We start from the raw sequence: 18,038 nt of genomic DNA, 5'->3' as shown, positions 1-18,038 counted from the left end.
GCCGTGCAGACGAACTTTGTCGAACTGCTGCCGCTGGCGGTGCTCATCCCGTTCTTCGGGGCGGGCCTGGCCTTCGCATTCTTCCGGCAGAAGACGACCCAGCGCGCCATCACCCTCGGGACCCTGGTGCTCACCGTGGTCCTGGAGATCACGCTGCTCGCCGAGACCTGGGACGGCGGGGCGCATGCGGTGCACCTGGCCGGCTGGCCGGCGCCGTTCGGCATCTCCATGGTGATCGACCGGTTCTCCGCCCTGATGCTGGTGGTCTCCTCGATCATCACCCTGGCGGTGCTGCTCTACGCGGTCGGCCAGGGCGCCGCCGAGGAGGGTGATGACGCCGGGCCGGTCTCGATCTTCTACCCCACCTACCTGATCCTGGTGGCCGGAGTGTCCAATGCATTCCTCGCCGGGGACCTGTTCAACCTGTACGTGGGCTTTGAGATATTCCTGACGGCGTCGTATGTGCTGCTGACCTTGGGCGGCGGGGAGTCCCGGATCCGTGCGGGGGTCACCTATGTGGTGGTGTCGATCATCTCCTCGATGCTGTTCCTGATCACCATCGGCGTGGTCTATGCGGCCACCGGGACGGTGAATCTGGCGGATCTGGCGCTGAAGCTGGGAGAGCTGGACGGTGACATGCAGCTGCTGCTGCATGTGATGCTGCTGGTGGCCTTCGGGATCAAGGCGGCGGTGTTCCCGCTGGCGTTCTGGCTGCCGGACTCGTATCCGACCGCCCCGGCCCCGGTGACGGCGGTCTTCGCGGGTCTTCTCACCAAGGTCGGCATCTACGCGATGATCCGCACGGAGACTCTGCTGTTCCCGGGGGAACGGATCAACACCGTGCTGATGATCGTGGCGCTGCTGACCATGGTCGTGGGCATCCTGGGCGCGCTTGCCCAGGGGGACATCAAACGTATGCTCTCCTTCACCCTGATCAGCCACATCGGGTATCTGGTGTTCGGGCTCTCGCTGGTCTCGATCGTGGGAATGTCCGCCACCATCTACTACGTGGCGCATCACATCACCATCCAGACCACGCTGTTCCTGGTCACCGGGCTGATTGAGCGTCGGGGAGGCACTTCCACCGTGGACCGGCTGGGTGGGCTGGCGAAGATCTCCCCGGTGCTGGCGGTGCTGTTCTTCATTCCGGCGATGAACCTGGCGGGGATCCCTCCGTTCTCCGGGTTCATCGGCAAACTGGGGATGATCCAGGGCGGGATTGCGGAGAACACCTGGATCACCTGGCTGCTGGTGGTCGGCTCCGTGGTGACCTCCCTGCTGACGCTGATGGCGGTGGCGCGCATCTGGGCGCGCGCCTTCTGGCGCCGCGCGGAGGACGCCGAGGACCCGGACCGGCTGCTGATGTCGAAGACTCTGGCCCATGCCCGGGCGGCGAACAAGCGGCTGCTGCCGATGTCGGTGGTCGCGCCGACGGCGATGCTGGTGGGTCTGTCTCTGGCGTTCACGGTGTTCGCCGGTCCGCTGATGTCCTTCTCCCGGGCCGCCGCCCAGGACATGTACGAGCGCACTCCGTATGTGGAGGCCGTGCTGGGGGAGGAACGCGTGGACGGCGTCCGGGAGGAGCTGGCGGAGTTCGCCTCTCGGATCCCGGACCTCGACACCGGCGACGGCGGGGCCGATGAGTTCGCGCCGGTGCGCACCTCCCTGGAGCCCGACGACGAAGGCGTTCAGGAGGCCGACGACGGCCGGGCCGTCGGCGACACCACCGGCGACACCACCGGCGACACTACGCCGGATGAGGAGCGTGAGGACCGATGAGACGACCCCGGACTCCGCTGGTGCTCGAGCTGCCGCTGATCGGGTTCCTCAGCTTCCTGTGGATGGGCCTGTGGCAGGACTTCAGCCTGGGCTCGCTGATCATCGGCGCCGTCCTGGGCACCATCATCGTGCGCGTCTTCTACCTGCCCCCGCTGCGGGGGTCGGGCCGGATCAATCTGTGGTGGGTGCTGGTCTTCTGCCTGCGGTTCCTGGTGAAGATGACGGCGGCGTCCTTCCAGGTGGCCTGGATCGCCGTCGTCCGGGGGCCGAAGGTGCGCAACTCGATCATCTCGGTGCAGCTGCGCAGCCATGAGGACTTCATCGTGACCGTCACCGGGCACGCCCTGGCACTGGTGCCCGGCTCCCTGGTGATCGATGTGGACCGCACCACCGCGACGCTGTACCTGCACTGCCTCAACGTCACCGACGATCATGATGCCGAGCGGATCCGGCAGGACGCGCTGCGCACGGAGGCGCTGGTGATCCGCAGCTGCGGCAACCGATCGGACCTGGCCGTGGTGAAGGCGGAGCGGCGGCTCGGGCGGGTCAGCGGATTCTCCAAGACGGAGCGTGACCGGCCGATCCCGGCGCACAGCGCCGCCCCGCCGACGACCGGCATGCCGCCCACACCGGGTGAGGAGGCCCGCTGATGCTCGAGCACGCCTACTGGATCACCCAGACTCTGCTGGCGGCGGCGGTGTTCTGCGCCGTCTACCGGGTGTTCCGCGGGCCGTCGGTGCTGGACCGGGTGATCAGTGTGGACGTCATCCTGATCATCGTCTCGTCGATGCTGATCACGGACATGGTGGCCCGGAACCATCAGGACTTCATCCTGTTCGTGATCGCCACCGCGGTCATCGGTTTCCTCGGGGCGGTGGCGATCGCCCGCTACGTGGCGGTGCGACGGCCGGAGGGTGCCGCCGGCGTCACCGAGCTGACTGGTCTGCTGCCCCGCGTCCCCGAGGACCCCGGCAGCGAGTCCGGCGGGTCGGCGGGTGTCGCGACGACCGCGCGACCGGCCCCGTCGGCGGCGAGCCCGTCACGGATCAGCGGCTCGGAGGGTCCGGACCCGCACGGCGGATCCTTCGCCCCCGGCGGCCCCGGGGAGGATGAGGACCCGTCGACCTCGTGGTTCCGGGAGCTGAAGCGGTCGGGCTTCACCCCGCGCGCCCGCTCCCGCAGGGACGAGGAAGGGCCGTCCGATCAGCGGAGCCGACCCGAGGACGGGGGAGAACGATGATGGGAATTCTGGATCCCGAGCTGCTGGACCAGGTCCTCGACGGCGTCGCCTCGGTGTTCCTGGTGGTCGGCGGGCTGATGTCCTTGGCGGCAGGGATCGGCATGGTCCGGTTCCCGGATCTCCATTCGCGCATGCACGCGGCCACGAAGCCCCAGGTGCTGGGCCTGCTGAGCCTGCTGATGGCCGCGGCGATCACCTGGCGCAGCTGGACCGGGGTGGTCCTGGTGCTGCTGGCGTGGGGGCTGCAGCTCCTCACCGCACCGGCCAGCGCCCATGTGGTGGGTCGGGCCGGGTATCGGACCAAACACTTCAAGGCGGGGCAGCTTGCTCAGGACGAGCTGGCCCGGGCGGTGGACCGGATCTCCCGGGGCCATGGGGCCCGGCGCGAGGTCCGCGACGAGTCGGACTGACCCGCCCAGCGGGTGCGGCGTGGTCGCCACGTGCCTCACCGCTGCAGGACACGTCGACCTGACACATCGAGGAGTCATCTTCCGGCAGATCCGAGGGGCGATGGAGCGCGTCAGCAGCGCAGGACATGCCGGAATGTGACTCCTCGATGGGGGAGCCCGAGGAGGGCGTGCGGTCGGCTCAGACCTCGGCCTTGTCCGCGTAGGCCGCCTTGATCTTCTTCATGGATGCCTTGGCGCCGCGCTGGGAGAGCACCTGCACCCCGGCGGAGATGGCTGCCGAGGAGACCGCGAAGACCAGGGCCTTCTGCAGCGAGATATCCTCGTCATCGGAACCACGGGGGGAGTCCTCGCCGGTGGCCTGCCTCCAGGCGAACTCGAAGGCCTTCGTGGCGACGAAACCTCCGGCCAGGGAGATCCCGGTGGTCAGCAGCTTGTCCATGATCTTGTCCATCAGCACTCCTGGTGGTGGGATGCGGGCTCGGCAGCACGTCGGCGCAGGTCCGGTGGACCCTGCTGCGGCAAGGGCGCCCGAGGACGCCCTGCACCGTCACCAGCCTAACCGGCAGGCGGCCCGGATGCGCTACTGTGGTGGACGTCATTCGAGACACGACAGGGGAGCGCTTCCCGGGCCTGCGGACGCGGGCACGGCACGGCGCTGAGAGTGGGCACACGGCCCAGACCCTCGAACCTGATCAGGACAACACCGGCACGACGCCGGGACAACGCCTGCGCAGGAAGTCGAGCTGTCCTCGGATGCCGGATCTGCTCCTCGCGTGCCGCATCGCGACGACGGCGCCCCGCTGCCCGGCGGGCCGTCCGTCGCACCCGCCGACGGCGGAGACCGCGGCATCGGGCCGCATGGGCCCGCGGTGGGCAGGACCGGCTCCCTCCCTGCGTGCTCGTGGTCCACGCTCGTCACACGAGGGAGCATCATGAGCAGCACTGAACAGACCGCCTCGCGCGGAACGCACGGCCCGGCGGCCGGCCAGTCCGCATCCGGGGCCCCCAGGACCTTCCGCTGGACGGTCTCGGAGATCGTCGTCGCCTCCACCCTGGCAGTGGCCTCCGGCGTCATCTTCTGGGGATGGAACCTGAGCTATCACGTCGTCGGGGGACTCTTCGCCGCCTACCCGCCGGCCGCCACCCTGGTGCACGGCATGTGGCTCTTCCCCGCGGTGCTGGGGATGCTGATCATCCGCAAGCCCGGCGCCGCCATCTACTGCGAGATGGTCGCCGCGGTCGTCTCGGCCCTGCTGGGCTCCCAGTGGGGTCTGACCGTGCTGTCCTCCGGCTTCGTGCAGGGCCTGGGTGCGGAGCTGATCTTCCTGGCGTTCCTCTACCGGCGCTACACCCTGGAGGTTGCGATGCTCGCCGGGGCCCTGTCCGGGTTCTTCGGCGGAGCGACCTATCACTGGATCATCCCCATGTACGCCTACGCGCCGCTGGAGACCTTCATCCACATCGGATGCTTCACGCTCTCCGGGGCGATCATCGCCGGCCTGCTGTCCTGGCTGGCCACCCGCGGGCTCGCGGCCACCTCGGTGCTGGGGCCGCTGGCCTCGCGCCGGGCGCATCAGGAGCCGGTGCTGCGCCGTCGTCGTGAGGGCTGAGGCGATGAGGCCGGACCCCGCTCCCGCCCCCGACGCCCCTGTCCAGAGCCCTGCCGCGGGCGCCGGCGTCGACGTCCGAGGATGGAGCTACCAGCATGCGGATCGCCCCGCCCCGGCGGTGGACGGGCTGGATCTGCGCCTGGAGCCCGGGGAGAAGGCCCTGCTGGTGGGCGCCTCGGGGGCCGGGAAGTCGACCTTGCTGCACGGCCTGGCCGGAGTGCTGCACGACGACGAGGCCGTCACCTCCGGCGAGCTGCTGGTCGACGGGCTCACCCCGCACCAGGCCCGCGGCGCGGTGGGGCTGATGCAGCAGGATCCGGAGGCCCAGGTGGTGCTCTCCCGCATGGGGGACGACGTCGCCTTCGCCCCGGAGAACCTGGCGGTGGCGCGGGCCGAGATCTGGGACCGTGTGCACCAGGTGCTGCAGGAGACGGGCCTGGCCGGAACCTCCGAGGAGACCCGCGACCTGCTCGACCACCCCACCGCTCGGCTCTCCGGCGGGCAGAAGCAGCGTCTCGCACTGGCCGGCATCCTGGCGATGCGACCGGGCTTGCTGCTGCTCGACGAGCCCACCGCCAACCTCGACTCGGAAGGCACCGACCGGGTGCGCGACGCCGTCGTCGAGGCCTGCCGCCGGCACGGCTCCACCCTGCTGGTGGTCGAGCATCGGCTGGCCACCTGGGTGGATCACGTGGACACGCTGATCGTCCTCGACGCCGCCGGCGGGGTGCGGCACCGGCTTCCGGCCGCCCGGGTCCACGACGACGCCGACCTGCGTGCCGACCTCGTGCAGCTGGGCCTGTGGGTGCCCGGCCACGACCCGGTGTCGGAGGCCACCTGGGGGACCGCGCTCCATCCCGCCGGGGCCGCGTCGCCTGCGCCGCTGCTCACCGGCGAGGAGCTCGCCGTCTCCCGGGAGAGGCCGCCCCGGCGGAGGTCGAACCGTCCGGCTCCGGTCCCGGTGCTCCACGGGGTGGACGTCGCGCTCCCGGCCGGACGTGCGTTGGGCATCACCGGCCGCAACGGCGCGGGCAAGTCCACGCTGCTGCTGAGCCTGGCGGGGCTGATCCCGGTCCATGGTGGCCGGCTCGTCGCCGCGGACCGGCTCAAAGGGGCCGACGGCGGCGAGCTCCCGGATGATCCGCATCGGTGGCGCTCTGCTGACCTCGTGGCCCGCATCGGCCTGGTCTTCCAGGAGCCTGAGCATCAGTTCGTCCGGCCCACGGTGCGTGAGGAGCTCGCCCTCGGTGCCCGCCAAGCCCGGCGGCCCGGCGGCGACCAGCCGCTGTTCAGCGAGCATGAGGTCGAGCAGCGGGTTGATCGGCTGCTCGAGCGGCTGCGACTGACCGCGCTGGCTGAGGCGAACCCTTTCACGCTCTCGGGCGGGGAGAAGCGCAGGCTCTCGGTGGGCACGGTGCTCGCTGCAGGTCCGGAGGTGCTCATGCTGGACGAGCCGACCTTCGGCCAGGACGCCCACACGTTCGCCGCCCTGATCGGGCTGCTGCGTGAGCATCTGCGCGACGGCGGCACCGTGGTGGCGGTGACCCATGACGAGGCGTTCCTGCGGGCGCTGGAGGCCGAGGAGCTGCGCCTCGGGGAGCCGGGTGCGGGCGCCGTCTCCTCCTCCGCGGGGACCCGCAGCGCGGGAGCGGCCGCCCCGATGCTGACCGGGGTGCGATCGACGTCCTGGCTCGGCGGCTCGAATGCGCTGGCCAAACTGTTCGCCGTGCTGCTCGTGACCGCCGCTCTGGTCTCCACGATGGACTGGGTCAGCTCGGCGGTGGTGATCGTCGCCAGCTTCCTGGTGCTGCCGTTGGCCGGGCTGCGACTGGGGCAGTTCCTGAGACGCATCTGGCCGTTCGCGGTGGGAGCGGTGGTGGCCGTCTGGGGGACCGCCATCGCGGCCGAGGAGTCCGGGGCGGTGCTGCTGGACTTCGGCGTCACCACCGTCAGCGAAGGCTCCGTGGAGCTGGGGATTGCCATGGGGGCCCGAGCGCTCGCGGTGGTGCTGCCTTCGGTGATCGTCTTCTCCACCACGGACCCGACGGACCTGGCCGATGCGCTGGCCCAGCAGCTGCGGCTCCCGGCGCGCTTCGTGCTGGGTGCGCTGGCAGCGATGCGGCTGCTCGGCCTGTTGGCCCAGCACTGGGTGACCATCGGGCTCGCACGTCGGGCCCGGGGGATCGGCACGCAGGGCGGATTCGCCGGGAAGGTGCGCGCTACGTGCTCGCAGGCGTTCGGGCTGCTGGTGCAGGCCATCCGGGTCGCCGTCCGGCTGGCGGTGACCATGGAGTCCCGCGGGTTCGGTGCGGGACCTCGTACGTGGGCACGGCCGGCGCGCTTCGGCGTCGTGGACGTCCCAGTGGTCCTCGGCGGTGCCCTGCTGGCGGGGGTCGCGCTGACGGCGGCGATCCTGAGCGGGGAATGGAACCCTGTGTGGTGACGGCGGGATCCGCTCCGACGTCGCCGTGCACGCTGTCACATTGTGAAACATTTCTCAGCGGCTGAGGGTGTGGGCGGCGAGTGGGGGCCGTGTGGGGGCGTTCTGGCGGCTCAGGGCCACCAACTCCTCGACGGCGATGTGGCCGGGCTCACCTCATCGTCGGGGAGCGGTTCGGCGCGGGGTCTTCGGAGGGAGGCATCCCCGGATTCGCGCGGAATTGCGAAAGATGTGTTGCAGATCCTCCTCTCGCTGTCAGGAGGCAGGGAAGATGGGCCCCTGCGTCATGGGTTGGCGAGGTGACTCGCCGGCGGAGTCCCGTGTGACCTGAAGATGACCAGATGCTCATGCGCATCAGTTTCATCCACCCTCTTCAGCGGGCTCGACTCTCGACGTAGAGTGTTGCCACCTGCAACAGACACCAGCTGCGCCGCTCGAGCTGCTCGCACCATGATTGAGGAAGGCGCCACCGGGCTGATCGGCCAGTCACCTGACGGGCCGACCGCGGCTTCAGCCCCGGAAGGGGCCGCTCCGCCGAGGCCAGAGACGCCTTCGGCCGAGGTCGCGCCGTGCCGGACGGCCTCCAGATGGAGCGGACTGCGCGGACGGCGTCACGCCCCGCCGGGGCCGTGCCGAGCCACGTGAGGAAACCGTCCGTGAGAATCCCGATCAGCGTCGTCCAGCGGACCACGGCGCGTCCGACTCCCGAGGTGCGGTCGCGTCAGCGGAGCCGTCCGCGAGGAGTCGAGGAGGCGGGATGCTGAAGTTCCTGGCTCTGCGGGGCGTCCGCTACGCCGTGATGACCTTCGCGGTGACCTCGCTGGCCTATCTCATGGCCGTCAGCTTCTTCAATCCCGAGGCCCAGCTCGCGGACATCATGGGCGGCGGGGTGGATCCTGAGGTCAGCCGGGCGAACGTCCAGGACTCGCTGCGGCGGCTGGATCTTGATCCGGACCAGAACGCGCTCCAGCGGTACTGGGTGTGGCTGACCGGAATCCTCACCCAGTGGGACTGGGGCCGGACTCCCAACGGCGGCTACGTCAACGACGAGTTCGCCATCCGGGTGTGGATCTCCACCCAGCTGACGCTGGTCGCCACGGTGCTGACCATGGTCATCGGAATCCTGCTCGGCGTCTACGCGGCGGCCCGGCAGTACCGGTTCGGGGACCGGGCCAGCACCTGGTACTCCTACTTCACGATGATCGTGCCGGTGCCGGTGGCCTACCTGCTGGTCCAGCGGGGGGCGATCTGGGTCAACGAGGCCGCCGGCCAGCAGATCTTCTACGTCACCGGGTTCCGCAGCATCGGCGTCGAGGGGGCCTGGAACCAGTTCGTGGACATGGCGGCCCACTACACGGTGCCCACCGTGGCGATGACGCTCTTCGGCTGGGCCTCCATGCAGATCTCCCAGCGCCAGTACCTGCTGGACTTCGTCAACGCAGACTTCGTCCGCACGGCTCGCGCCACGGGGCTGACCCGCAGTCAGGCGATCCGGAAGCATGCGCTGCGCGTGTCCTTCGTCCCGACGGCGCAGTCCATCGCCTTCACCATTCCCGCGCTGTTCACCGGAACCGTGATGGCCGAGATGGTCTTCAACTGGGACGGGCTGGGCTCCTGGGGACTGCGGGCCCTGCACGCCCATGACGTCAACGCCTCGGTGGCGATCGTCTTCTACGGGTGCATCATCTTCGCCATCGGCGCGATGCTGGCCGACTTCTTCACCTCCCTGGTCGACCCGAGAGTGAGGCTGTGACCCATGTCCATCACCCCGATCAGCGCCGTGGAGAACTCGCGCGCCGCCGCGGACGAGCTGCCGGAGCAGCCGGTGGAGTTCAAGCCGATGGGCAAGAAGCGGCTCATCGCCCGGCGGTTCGTGCGCAACCGGCTGGCCCTCGTCGGCGTGGCGCTGCTGGCTCTGCTGGGTGCGTTTGCGCTCTTCGGGCATCTGCTCACCCCGTGGCACTACACGGAGCAGGACTTCCTGAACCTGGGGACGGGGCCGAGCGCCGAGCACTGGCTGGGGACGAACTCGGCCGGCATCGACATGGTGGCGCTGCTGGCGCAGGGCACCCGCACCTCCCTGATGATCGGGCTGGTCGTCGGCATCCTGACGCCGCTGATGTCCCTGCTGGCCGGCTGTGCGATGGCGTACTTCGGCAAGTGGGTGGACCGCACCCTGATGTGGTTCATCGAGGCGCTGATCATGTTTCCGCAGATCATCCTGATCGGCATCATCATGACCGGGCGCGACGGCGGGCCCGTGACGTTGGCGTTCATCATGGTCTTCTTCGGCTGGATGGCCTCAGCGCGTCTCATCCGGGGGATGTCCCTGTCCTTCGTGGACCGTGAGTTCGTGAAGGCGGCACGTTTCATGGGGGTGCACCCGCTGCGCATCGTGTGGCGGCACCTGACCCCGAACCTGGCCTCCCTGGCGATCATCAACGCGACCACCAGCATCTGGGGTGCGATCCTCGCGGAGATCTCCCTGTCCTTCCTGGGCATCGGGGTCAGCGTGCCGGAGACCTCGCTGGGGCTGCTCATCTACCAGGCCCGCAGCTATGTCTTCGGCCAGCAGCCATGGATGTTCTGGGCGCCGGTCATCGCCTTCGGGCTGATCGTCGTGGCGCTGATGCTGATCAACGACGGACTGCGGGACGCCCTCGATCCGGAGTCGCGAGCAGGAGGTCGAGCCCGAGTATGAGCACCACGCCAGCAGTGACAGACCGGCGGCAGACCGCCGGGGGCCCGGAGGTGGTCCTCTCCGTGCGGGACCTCAACGTGCGCTTCCCTTCGGAGTCCGGCACCGTGCATGCGGTCCGGGGCGTGGACTTCGACCTGCGTGCCGGGGAGGTTCTGGGCATCGTGGGGGAGTCCGGTTCGGGGAAGTCCGTGACCTCGATGGCCATCATGGGTCTGCTGCCCGAGTCCGCCCGTGTGGACGGAGAGGTCGTGCTCGCCGGAGAGTCCGTGCTCGGGCTCAGCGACAAGCAGATGAGCCGGCACCGGGGGAACACCATCTCCATGGTGTTCCAGGACCCGCTGAGCTCGCTGACCCCCGTGCTGTCCATCGGCCAGCAGATCACCGACGCCATCGGCAACCACCATCCGGAGATGACTCGGCAGCAGAAGGAGGCCCGCGCCGCCGAGCTGCTGACCAAGGTGGGCATCCCCTCGCCTGAGGAACGGCTGAAGAACTTCCCCCACGAGTTCTCCGGCGGCATGCGTCAGCGCGTCATGATCGCCATGGCGATGGCCAACGACCCGAAGGTCATCATCTGCGACGAGCCGACCACCGCCCTGGACGTCACCGTGCAGGCGCAGGTCCTGGAGCTGCTGAAGGTGGCCCAGCGGGAGACCGGGGCGGCGATCGTGATGATCACCCACGATCTCGGGGTGGTCGCCGGCCTCGCCGACCACCTGGTGGTCATGTACGCCGGTCGGCCGGTGGAGCGCGGCACCACCCGGGAGGTCTTCGCCCAACCATCCATGCCATACACGATGGGCCTCATCGCGGCGGTGCCTCGGCTGGACGTCTCCCCGGAGCACGCGCTGGCCACGATCCCAGGCCAGCCCCCGAATCTGACGCAGCCGCCGCTCGGCTGCCCGTTCGCTCCGCGCTGTCCGATGGCGGCCGAACAGTGCCGCCAGGAGGAGCCGGTGCTGCGCCCCGTACCAGGAGCCTCGGCCCGTGACGACTGCTCGTCAGGTGACGGGGCGGCGCTGCCTCAGGTGGCGCTGCACAGCGCGGCCTGCCTGCGGCTGGAGGAGGCGCTGCGTTCGGACCCGCGGGAGGTCTACGGCGTCGAGCGTGTTCAGCCCTCCGCGATCGAGCTGACCACGCGCGAGAGTCGGGAGACCGTGCTGGAGGTCGAGCACCTGAGCCGCCGGTTCGAGCTGCGCTCCCGGCTGCTGAAGCGCCGCCTGGGCGTGGTGCAGGCCGTCGATGACGTCAGCTTCGACGTCCGTGAGGCGGAGTGCTTCTCCATCGTGGGCGAGTCCGGGTCCGGCAAGAGCACCACGTTGCTGGAGATCATGGAGCTGGACCCGCCGGAGGGTTCGACGCTGCACGTCAACGGCACCACGGTGGCCGGCTCGAAGAAGCGGCACCGGGCGCCGAAGGAGCTGCGGGCGGGCATCCAGATGGTGTTCCAGGACCCCACCGGGGCGCTCTCGCCGCGGCAGACGGTCTTCGAGCTGCTGGCGGAGCCCATGCAGGCGCAGGGCTGGGAGGCCGATCGCATCTCCCGGCGGGTCATGGAGCTCATCGGCATCGTCGGGCTGCAGCCGGACCACCTGGACCGGTTCCCCAACGCGTTCTCCGGAGGGCAGCGGCAGCGCATCGGCATCGCGCGCGCCCTGGCGCTGGACCCGAAGGTGATCGTGCTCGACGAGCCCGTCTCCGCCCTGGACGTCTCCATCCAGGCGGGGGTGGTGAACCTGCTGCAGCGGCTGAAGTCGGAGCTGGGGCTCTCCTATGTGATGGTCGCCCATGATCTCTCGGTGGTCCGGCACATCTCGGACCGGGTGGCGGTCATGTACCTGGGTCGGTTCGTGGAGGTCGGTGACGTGGAGCAGATCTATGAGCGCCCGCGGCACCCGTACACCCAGGCGCTGCTCTCGGCCATCCCGGTGCCGGACCCGGAGGTGGAGTCCACCCGGACGCACCTGGTGCTGGAGGGGGACCTCCCCTCGCCGACGAATGTGCCCGACGGGTGCAGCTTCCGGCCCCGCTGTCCGCTGTATCGGCTCCTGCCGGAGGAGAAGCGGAGGTCCTGCCAGGAGGTGGAGCCGGTGCTGGAGCCGCTGGCCGGGGAGGACGACGTCGATCAGCGCGTCGCCTGCCATCATCCTGCGGACCTGCTGAGCACTCGGGAGGCGGCCGTGAACTGAGCGCGTCCGCATCAGAGCATCCGGCCCAGGAGAAGCCCGCCTGGCCGGTCATGGTGCCCGACCCGGCGCAGCGGCGTCGGCGGGCACCCACCAGCGGAGGTGGGCATCCGCATCATCGCACAGGAGGAGAGTACCTATGCAGCACCGGAAGACGAGGATTCCGCGGCGCCGAGCCGCGCTGCCGATGGCCGTCCTGGCGGCCGGAGCGCTGGCCCTGTCGGCCTGCGGCAACGGCGACGGCGGCGGGAGCGGGGGTGGGGGACCCGAGCAGGCGGGTCTGAGCGGCGACCTCGCGGAGGTCTATGACATCAACGCCCAGGACCCGGCGGACCTGCAGGACGGCGGTCAGCTGACTCTGCCCATCGGCCACCTCGGGCCCAACTTCAACGGCCTGACCAATGCGGGCAACGCCTCCGACACCCGCCAGATCCTCAGCGCGGTGCACACCGCCAGCGCCTGGAGGCTGGACCCTGAGGGCGACTACGTCCTCAACGAGGACTACTTCCTCTCCGCAGAGCAGGAGACCACCGACGACGGCACCCAGATCCTGCACTACGAGCTGAACCCGGAGGCCGTCTGGAACGACGGCACGCCCATCGACTTCGAGACCTACGAGCACACCGTGGCGATCCGCTCGGGAGCCGAAGAGGGCTATGACTTGGTGTCCACGACGGCCTACGACCAGATCGAGAGCATCGAGCAGGGCGAGGACGAGTGGCACTTCACCGTCACCATGGCGGAGATGTACCAGCCCTGGCAGAGCATCTTCAACGCGGGGAGCACCGGTGACAGCCCCATCATCCACCCTGACGTGGACACCCCGGAGGAGTTCAACGACGGCTTCGTCAACGATGTGCGGCCCGAGTACCGGGCCGGTCCCTTCACCGTGGATGTCATGGACGTGGCCGCGAATGTGATCTCCCTGGTCCCCAACGAGAACTGGTGGGGCGAGGAGCCGGTGCTGGAGCGGCTGAACTTCGCCGCCTATGAGACCAGCGCGACCATCCCCGCGTTCCAGAACGGGGAGATCGACGCCGTCGGAATCGCCACCCGTCCTCGCTATGAGGAGCTGACGGAGTGGTCGGACGAGGGGTATGACATCCGGCGCGGTCAGCGCATGGCGACCTGTGGCTTCGTGCTGAACGGGGATGCCACCACTCTCGACGATGTCGCCGTGCGTGAGGCGATCTTCCGGGTCCTGGACCGGGAGCAGCTGGCGGCGATCCAGTTCGAGGGCATCAACTGGGAGGAGGACACCCCCGGATCGTGGTTGATGATGCCGTTCGATGACCGGTACGAGGACGGCTACCCCGTGGAGGACGACGACCCGGAGGGTGCGGCCGACGTCCTGGAGGAGGCCGGCTGGGTCTTCGAGGATGAGGGGGACGAGTACCGCAGCCGGGACGGCGAGGAGCTGCGGGTGGTGTTCAACACCTTCGGCGATGACCCGATCAACCAGGCGATGACCCAGGCCGCCCAGTCCATGGCGGCCGGGGTCGGCATCAACCTGGACATCAACAACCAGGGCTCCGGGCAGTTCGGGGACGTGGTGGGCAACCGCGACTTCGGATTGGTCAACATGTGCTACGGCAAGGCCGGGGCTGACCCGACCAGCGCCCCGAACCAGTTCTACTCCACTGGGGACGGCAACCTGACCGGCCTGGGAGACGAGGAGCTGGACGAGCGGATCAGCGAGCTCTTCGGCATCGAGGACGACGACGAGCGGTTCGCCGAGGCCCATGCCATCGAGCAGGAGGCACTGAGCACCTACTTCCACTACCTGGCGTACTCGAACGGGCCCGTGATCACGGCCTTCCGCGAGGGTCTGGCGAACTACGGGCCGAGCCTGTTCGAGACCCGTGACTGGACGCTGGTCGGCTGGGAGTCCGACGCCGGCCACGACGGCACCGACACCGGTGTGGACGCCGAGGAGCTCGAGGACACCGACGAAGAGGACACCGACGAGGAGGACACCGACGAGGAGGACGTCGAGGAGGAGGACGAGGACACCGACGAGGAGTGATCCCGCACGGCCCGGGTGACGGGCCGTCGTCGGCATGAAGACCGGTCGCGGGCGGTCGGGATGGACAGGTGCGAGTGATCCATCCCGGCCGTCCGCGATCTTGTGTCGGCGGGTCGGTGATGGGCGGGCCGGAGATGTCCGGGTCGGCGGCCGGGGAGCCTGTTCCCCGGGCCCGTCATCTCCTACAGTGCCGCCATGAGTGATGTGGACGCTGAGGCGGAGATGCTCCTGCGGTACCTGCACGGGCTGCGCGAGGCGATGATCTGGAAGCTCGACGGCGTGACGGAGCACGATGCCCGCCGCCCCCTGACCCCCACCGGGACGAACCTGCTGGGCCTGGTCAAACATGTGGCCAGCATGGAGATGGGGTACTTCACGGCCCCACTGGGGCGCCCCAGCCCGGTGCCGATGCCGTGGCTGGAGGACGGCGCCGCGTTCAACGCGGACCTCTTCGCCACGGAGGAGGAGAGCAGGGACTGGGTGCTGGACTTCTACCGGACGGCGTGGCGTACCACCGACGACGCCGTCGCCGACCTGGGCCTGGACGCGCCTGCCCAGGTGCCCTGGTGGGGTGAGAACGGCCGCACGACCCTCGGGCGGCTGGTGGTCCATCTCATCGTGGAGACCGCCCGGCATGCCGGCCATGCGGACATCCTGCGTGAGCTCCTCGACGGGGCGGTGGGCATGCGGCCTGGGAACGACAACATGCCGGAGGCGGAGATCTCCGACTGGCACACGCATGTGGAGGAGCTGCAGCGCCTCGCCGATGAGTTCCTCTGAGGCGGGGTTGGCTCCGGATCGACGCGTAGGCTGGTGTCATGCGTATCGCAGCGGCACAGATCGTCACCGGTGAGGACCCGCGGCAGAACTTGGAGCTCGTGGACGAGTGGGCCGGCCGGGCGGCCGAGGCCGGCGCCGAGCTGGTGGTCTTCCCCGAAGCCGTCCAGCGGGCCTTCGGCCACACGCTGACCTCCGTCGCCGAGCCCGTGGACGGCCCCTGGGGCGCTCGGCTGCGTGAGATCGCGCGGCGTCATGGGATCGCGATCGTCGCCGGCATGTTCACTCCGGCCGAGCCGGGGGAGCAGGGCCGGGCGCGGGTGACCAACACGCTGCTGGCGGTGGACGGCGAGGGCGTGCTGGCCACCTACGACAAGATCCATCTCTATGACGCCTTCGGCTTCCAGGAGTCCAAGACCGTGGCCCCCGGTGAGGAGCCGGCGCGGTTCACTCTCGACGGTGATCTCCTCGGCCTGGCGACCTGTTACGACATCCGTTTCCCGAACCTGTTCACCGCCCACGCCCGGGCCGGAGCGCTGGCCACCATCCTGCCGGCGTCCTGGGGTGCCGGACCCGGGAAGGTGGACCAGTGGCGGCTGCTGGCCCGCGCCCGGGCGCTGGACTCCACCCAGTACGTGATCGCGTGCGGTCAGGGCCTGCCCGCAGCGGTCGGGGTCGAGGCCGTGGAGGGGGCGCCCACCGGGGTGGGGCACTCCATGATCGTCTCGCCCACCGGGGAGGTGCTCGCCGAGGCCGGCGAGGCCCCGGAGCTGCTGGTCGCCGACCTCGACGCCGACGTCGTGGCCGCCGCCCGGGAGAAGCTGCCGGTGCTGGCCAACGCCCGGGAGATCCCGCAGGGCTGAGGCTCAGGCGGCTGTGGTGCGCCGGTTCCGGATCAGCCGGCACAGGGTCACTCCCAGCGTCGTGACGGGGAAGGTCAGGCCGGCGGCCACCCACGGGAAAAGCCAGGAGCCCTCGAGCCTTGGCATGTCCAGGGAAGGGGCCCAGTAGGACTCCGACGACGGCGGCCAGGGCGGCCATCCCGATCGTGACCTGCAGGGAGACGTGGACGGCCCGGGCCAGCGCGGTTTCGGCCCACGGCGCCTGAGGCGTCCGAGCCGACCACGCCAAGGCGACTCCGGCGAAGGTGGCGGCCAGCGGCACGGCATGGGCGGGAAGGGGCCATCCCGAGCCCAGGGTCCACCGGGCGAGCAGACCGGCTCCCGCCGCGGAGGCGACGCCGGCCGGCGCTGCGGCGCGGCCAGGTGCGGCCCCCGCAGCGCCGAGAACTGCAGCAGCGAGACGACGGCACCCGTGGCCGTGGCGATGAGTGCCGAAGGCGTGGTCAGGACCGTCACTCAGATGATGGCCGCTGCGAGAAGCCTCCCCAGGGGACCCCGAGCTCCATGGGGACGCCAAGGACGGTCCACAGGGCGCCCGCCGAACTGATGGGCACGGTGGGATAGGCGGCGCTTCGCCGCGAAAGCCGCATGATCATAGGCTCCCAGTCGCGTTGCCGACACCGTGCTTGGTGCGGTCATTGCCCGGTTGGGGCGGAACACGTGGAACCGACGCGCGTGACCCGTGTTGCCTGCCCTAGTGTCCATCGGCGACCGCGTGGATTGTGAGACGCGTCGACGCCGTTGGGGCTAAGTAGGAAGTTGGCACCGTTTGCCCTCAGCGGCGTTGCCGACCCTGTCAGCCTCGGGGACGTGTGTCAGGAATGGTATTGGGGGCAGGGTCTGGCTATGCCACATCCCGGTCGAGCTTCAGGTACTGGATCCATCGGGGAAGCGGGGGGGGGGATGAGGCGTTAGCGGTCCTGGAGTAGTGCCCCATAGAGTGGTGTAACCCTCCCGAGGCCGTGACCATCTTCGTCTTGAACGTGGACGCGGCCATCGGGTGACCCCTTCGAGGAATCTCCTACAACCCACTCGAAAGGACATCACCACGATGACCGCTACCCATATTCTCGACCCTGCCACCGTGTTGAAGGAAGCCCTGGGTCAGGCCTCACCAGATCTGCTCCGTGATCTGCTGCAGACCATGATCAACGCCCTGCTCTCAGCCGATGCTGACGCTGTCATCGGTGCGGAGTACGGCAAGCCCAGCGCGCAGCGGACTACCCACCGCAACGGGTACCGCCACCGCGACCTCGATACCCGGGTTGGCACCATCGACGTCGCCGTGCCCAAACTCCGCCAAGGCACCTACTTCCCCGAATGGCTGCTCGAACGGCGCAAACGGGCCGAATCGGCGATGATCACCGTGGTCGCTGATGCCTACCTGGCCGGGGTCTCCACCCGCCGGATGGACAAGCTGGTCAAGGCTCTTGGCATCCATTCGTTGTCGAAGTCCCAGGTCTCCAGGATGGCCACCGACCTCGATGAACACATCACCGAATTCCGCACCCGCCCGCTGGGCGAGGCTGGCCCGTTCACCTTCGTCGCCGCTGACGCGCTGACCATGAAGGTCCGTGAAGGCGGCCGAGTCATCAACGCGGTGGTGCTGGTGGCCACCGGAGTCAACGCCGATGGTCACCGCGAGGTCTTGGGAGTCCAGGTCGCCACCGCAGAGACCGCCACCGCCTGGAACACCTTCTTCGCCGACCTGGTCGCCCGCGGTCTGACCGGGGTCAAGATGGTCACCTCCGATGCTCACGCCGGGCTGGTCGAAGCGATTGCTGCGAATCTGCCCGGAGCCTGTTGGCAGCGGTGCCGGACCCACTATGCGGCCAACCTGATGAGCGTGTGTCCGAAGAGCATGTGGCCTGCGGTCAAAGCGATGCTGCACAGCGTCTATGACCAGCCCGACCCGGCCAGCGTGACTGCTCAATTCGACCGGCTGCTGGACTATGTCGCAGAGAAGC

Annotated in this window: 14 protein-coding genes; 13 read left to right on the top strand and 1 reads right to left on the bottom strand. The window is 69.3% G+C overall.

The features are described from left to right. The first annotated feature begins 3 nt into the window (after positions 1 to 3). Genes ABD658_RS11600 through mnhG form a run of 4 tightly spaced genes read left to right on the top strand, consistent with a single transcriptional unit; the run spans position 4 to position 3,429 of the window. Positions 4 to 1,779: a Na+/H+ antiporter subunit D gene (locus ABD658_RS11600; RefSeq protein ID WP_344681078.1), complete on the top strand. Its 1,776-nt coding sequence runs from the start codon at positions 4 to 6 to the stop codon at positions 1,777 to 1,779. Next, positions 1,776 to 2,429, top strand: a complete 654-nt coding sequence (locus ABD658_RS11595) for a Na+/H+ antiporter subunit E (protein ID WP_344681080.1) — start codon at positions 1,776 to 1,778, stop codon at positions 2,427 to 2,429. The genes ABD658_RS11600 and ABD658_RS11595 overlap by 4 nt, the downstream gene beginning before the upstream one ends. Next, a complete protein-coding gene (locus ABD658_RS11590; protein WP_311025187.1) occupies positions 2,429 to 3,019 on the top strand; it encodes an MrpF/PhaF family protein in 591 nt (196 codons plus the stop codon). The genes ABD658_RS11595 and ABD658_RS11590 overlap by 1 nt, the downstream gene beginning before the upstream one ends. Then, positions 3,016 to 3,429, top strand: a complete 414-nt coding sequence (mnhG, locus tag ABD658_RS11585; protein WP_237090132.1) for a monovalent cation/H(+) antiporter subunit G — start codon at positions 3,016 to 3,018, stop codon at positions 3,427 to 3,429. The genes ABD658_RS11590 and mnhG overlap by 4 nt, the downstream gene beginning before the upstream one ends. Positions 3,430 to 3,607: 178 nt before the next feature. Here mnhG and ABD658_RS11580 read toward each other — a convergent pair whose 3' ends face one another. Further along, positions 3,608 to 3,880, bottom strand: a complete 273-nt coding sequence (locus ABD658_RS11580) for a DUF4235 domain-containing protein (RefSeq protein WP_083277505.1) — start codon at positions 3,878 to 3,880, stop codon at positions 3,608 to 3,610. Between the two features lie 481 nt (positions 3,881 to 4,361). Here ABD658_RS11580 and ABD658_RS11575 point away from each other — a divergent pair, with 481 nt between their 5' ends. The 9 genes from ABD658_RS11575 to ABD658_RS11535 form a co-directional block, all read left to right on the top strand. Continuing rightward, the gene (locus ABD658_RS11575) at positions 4,362 to 5,039 is read left to right on the top strand and encodes an ECF transporter S component (RefSeq protein ID WP_083277504.1); all 678 of its coding nucleotides are present in this window, start codon (positions 4,362 to 4,364) and stop codon (positions 5,037 to 5,039) included. Between the two features lie 4 nt (positions 5,040 to 5,043). Further along, complete coding sequence (locus tag ABD658_RS11570) at positions 5,044 to 7,482, top strand: ATP-binding cassette domain-containing protein (protein WP_344681085.1); 2,439 nt, start codon at positions 5,044 to 5,046, stop codon at positions 7,480 to 7,482. Positions 7,483 to 8,236: 754 nt separating this feature from the next. Next, positions 8,237 to 9,232 carry an ABC transporter permease gene (locus tag ABD658_RS11565; protein ID WP_344681087.1) on the top strand — a complete coding sequence of 332 codons (996 nt, stop codon included), beginning with the start codon at positions 8,237 to 8,239 and terminating at the stop codon, positions 9,230 to 9,232. Between the two features lie 3 nt (positions 9,233 to 9,235). After that, positions 9,236 to 10,180, top strand: coding sequence for an ABC transporter permease (locus tag ABD658_RS11560; protein ID WP_070160229.1), 945 nt, complete (start codon positions 9,236 to 9,238; stop codon positions 10,178 to 10,180). Then, complete coding sequence (locus ABD658_RS11555) at positions 10,177 to 12,369, top strand: dipeptide ABC transporter ATP-binding protein (RefSeq protein ID WP_344681090.1); 2,193 nt, start codon at positions 10,177 to 10,179, stop codon at positions 12,367 to 12,369. The genes ABD658_RS11560 and ABD658_RS11555 overlap by 4 nt, the downstream gene beginning before the upstream one ends. A 136-nt stretch (positions 12,370 to 12,505) precedes the next feature. Next, the gene (locus ABD658_RS11550; protein ID WP_344681092.1) at positions 12,506 to 14,392 is read left to right on the top strand and encodes an ABC transporter family substrate-binding protein; all 1,887 of its coding nucleotides are present in this window, start codon (positions 12,506 to 12,508) and stop codon (positions 14,390 to 14,392) included. Positions 14,393 to 14,587: 195 nt separating this feature from the next. Continuing rightward, the gene (locus ABD658_RS11545) at positions 14,588 to 15,172 is read left to right on the top strand and encodes a DinB family protein (protein ID WP_344681094.1); all 585 of its coding nucleotides are present in this window, start codon (positions 14,588 to 14,590) and stop codon (positions 15,170 to 15,172) included. 38 nt (positions 15,173 to 15,210) lie between these two features. Then, on the top strand, positions 15,211 to 16,032 hold the full coding sequence (locus ABD658_RS11540; RefSeq protein ID WP_344681096.1) for a carbon-nitrogen hydrolase family protein: 822 nt from the start codon (positions 15,211 to 15,213) through the stop codon (positions 16,030 to 16,032). Positions 16,033 to 17,122: 1,090 nt separating this feature from the next. Next, a partial coding sequence (locus tag ABD658_RS11535) for an IS256 family transposase (RefSeq protein ID WP_344744597.1) occupies positions 17,123 to 18,038 on the top strand: 916 nt, incomplete at its 3' end.

Origin of the sequence: Nesterenkonia aethiopica, assembly GCF_039534665.1 — a bacterium.
Taxonomy (GTDB): Bacteria; Actinomycetota; Actinomycetes; order Actinomycetales; family Micrococcaceae; genus Nesterenkonia; species Nesterenkonia aethiopica.
The sequence above is the reverse complement of the archived record's forward strand: the minus strand, read 5'-3'. Positions and strand labels throughout refer to the sequence as shown.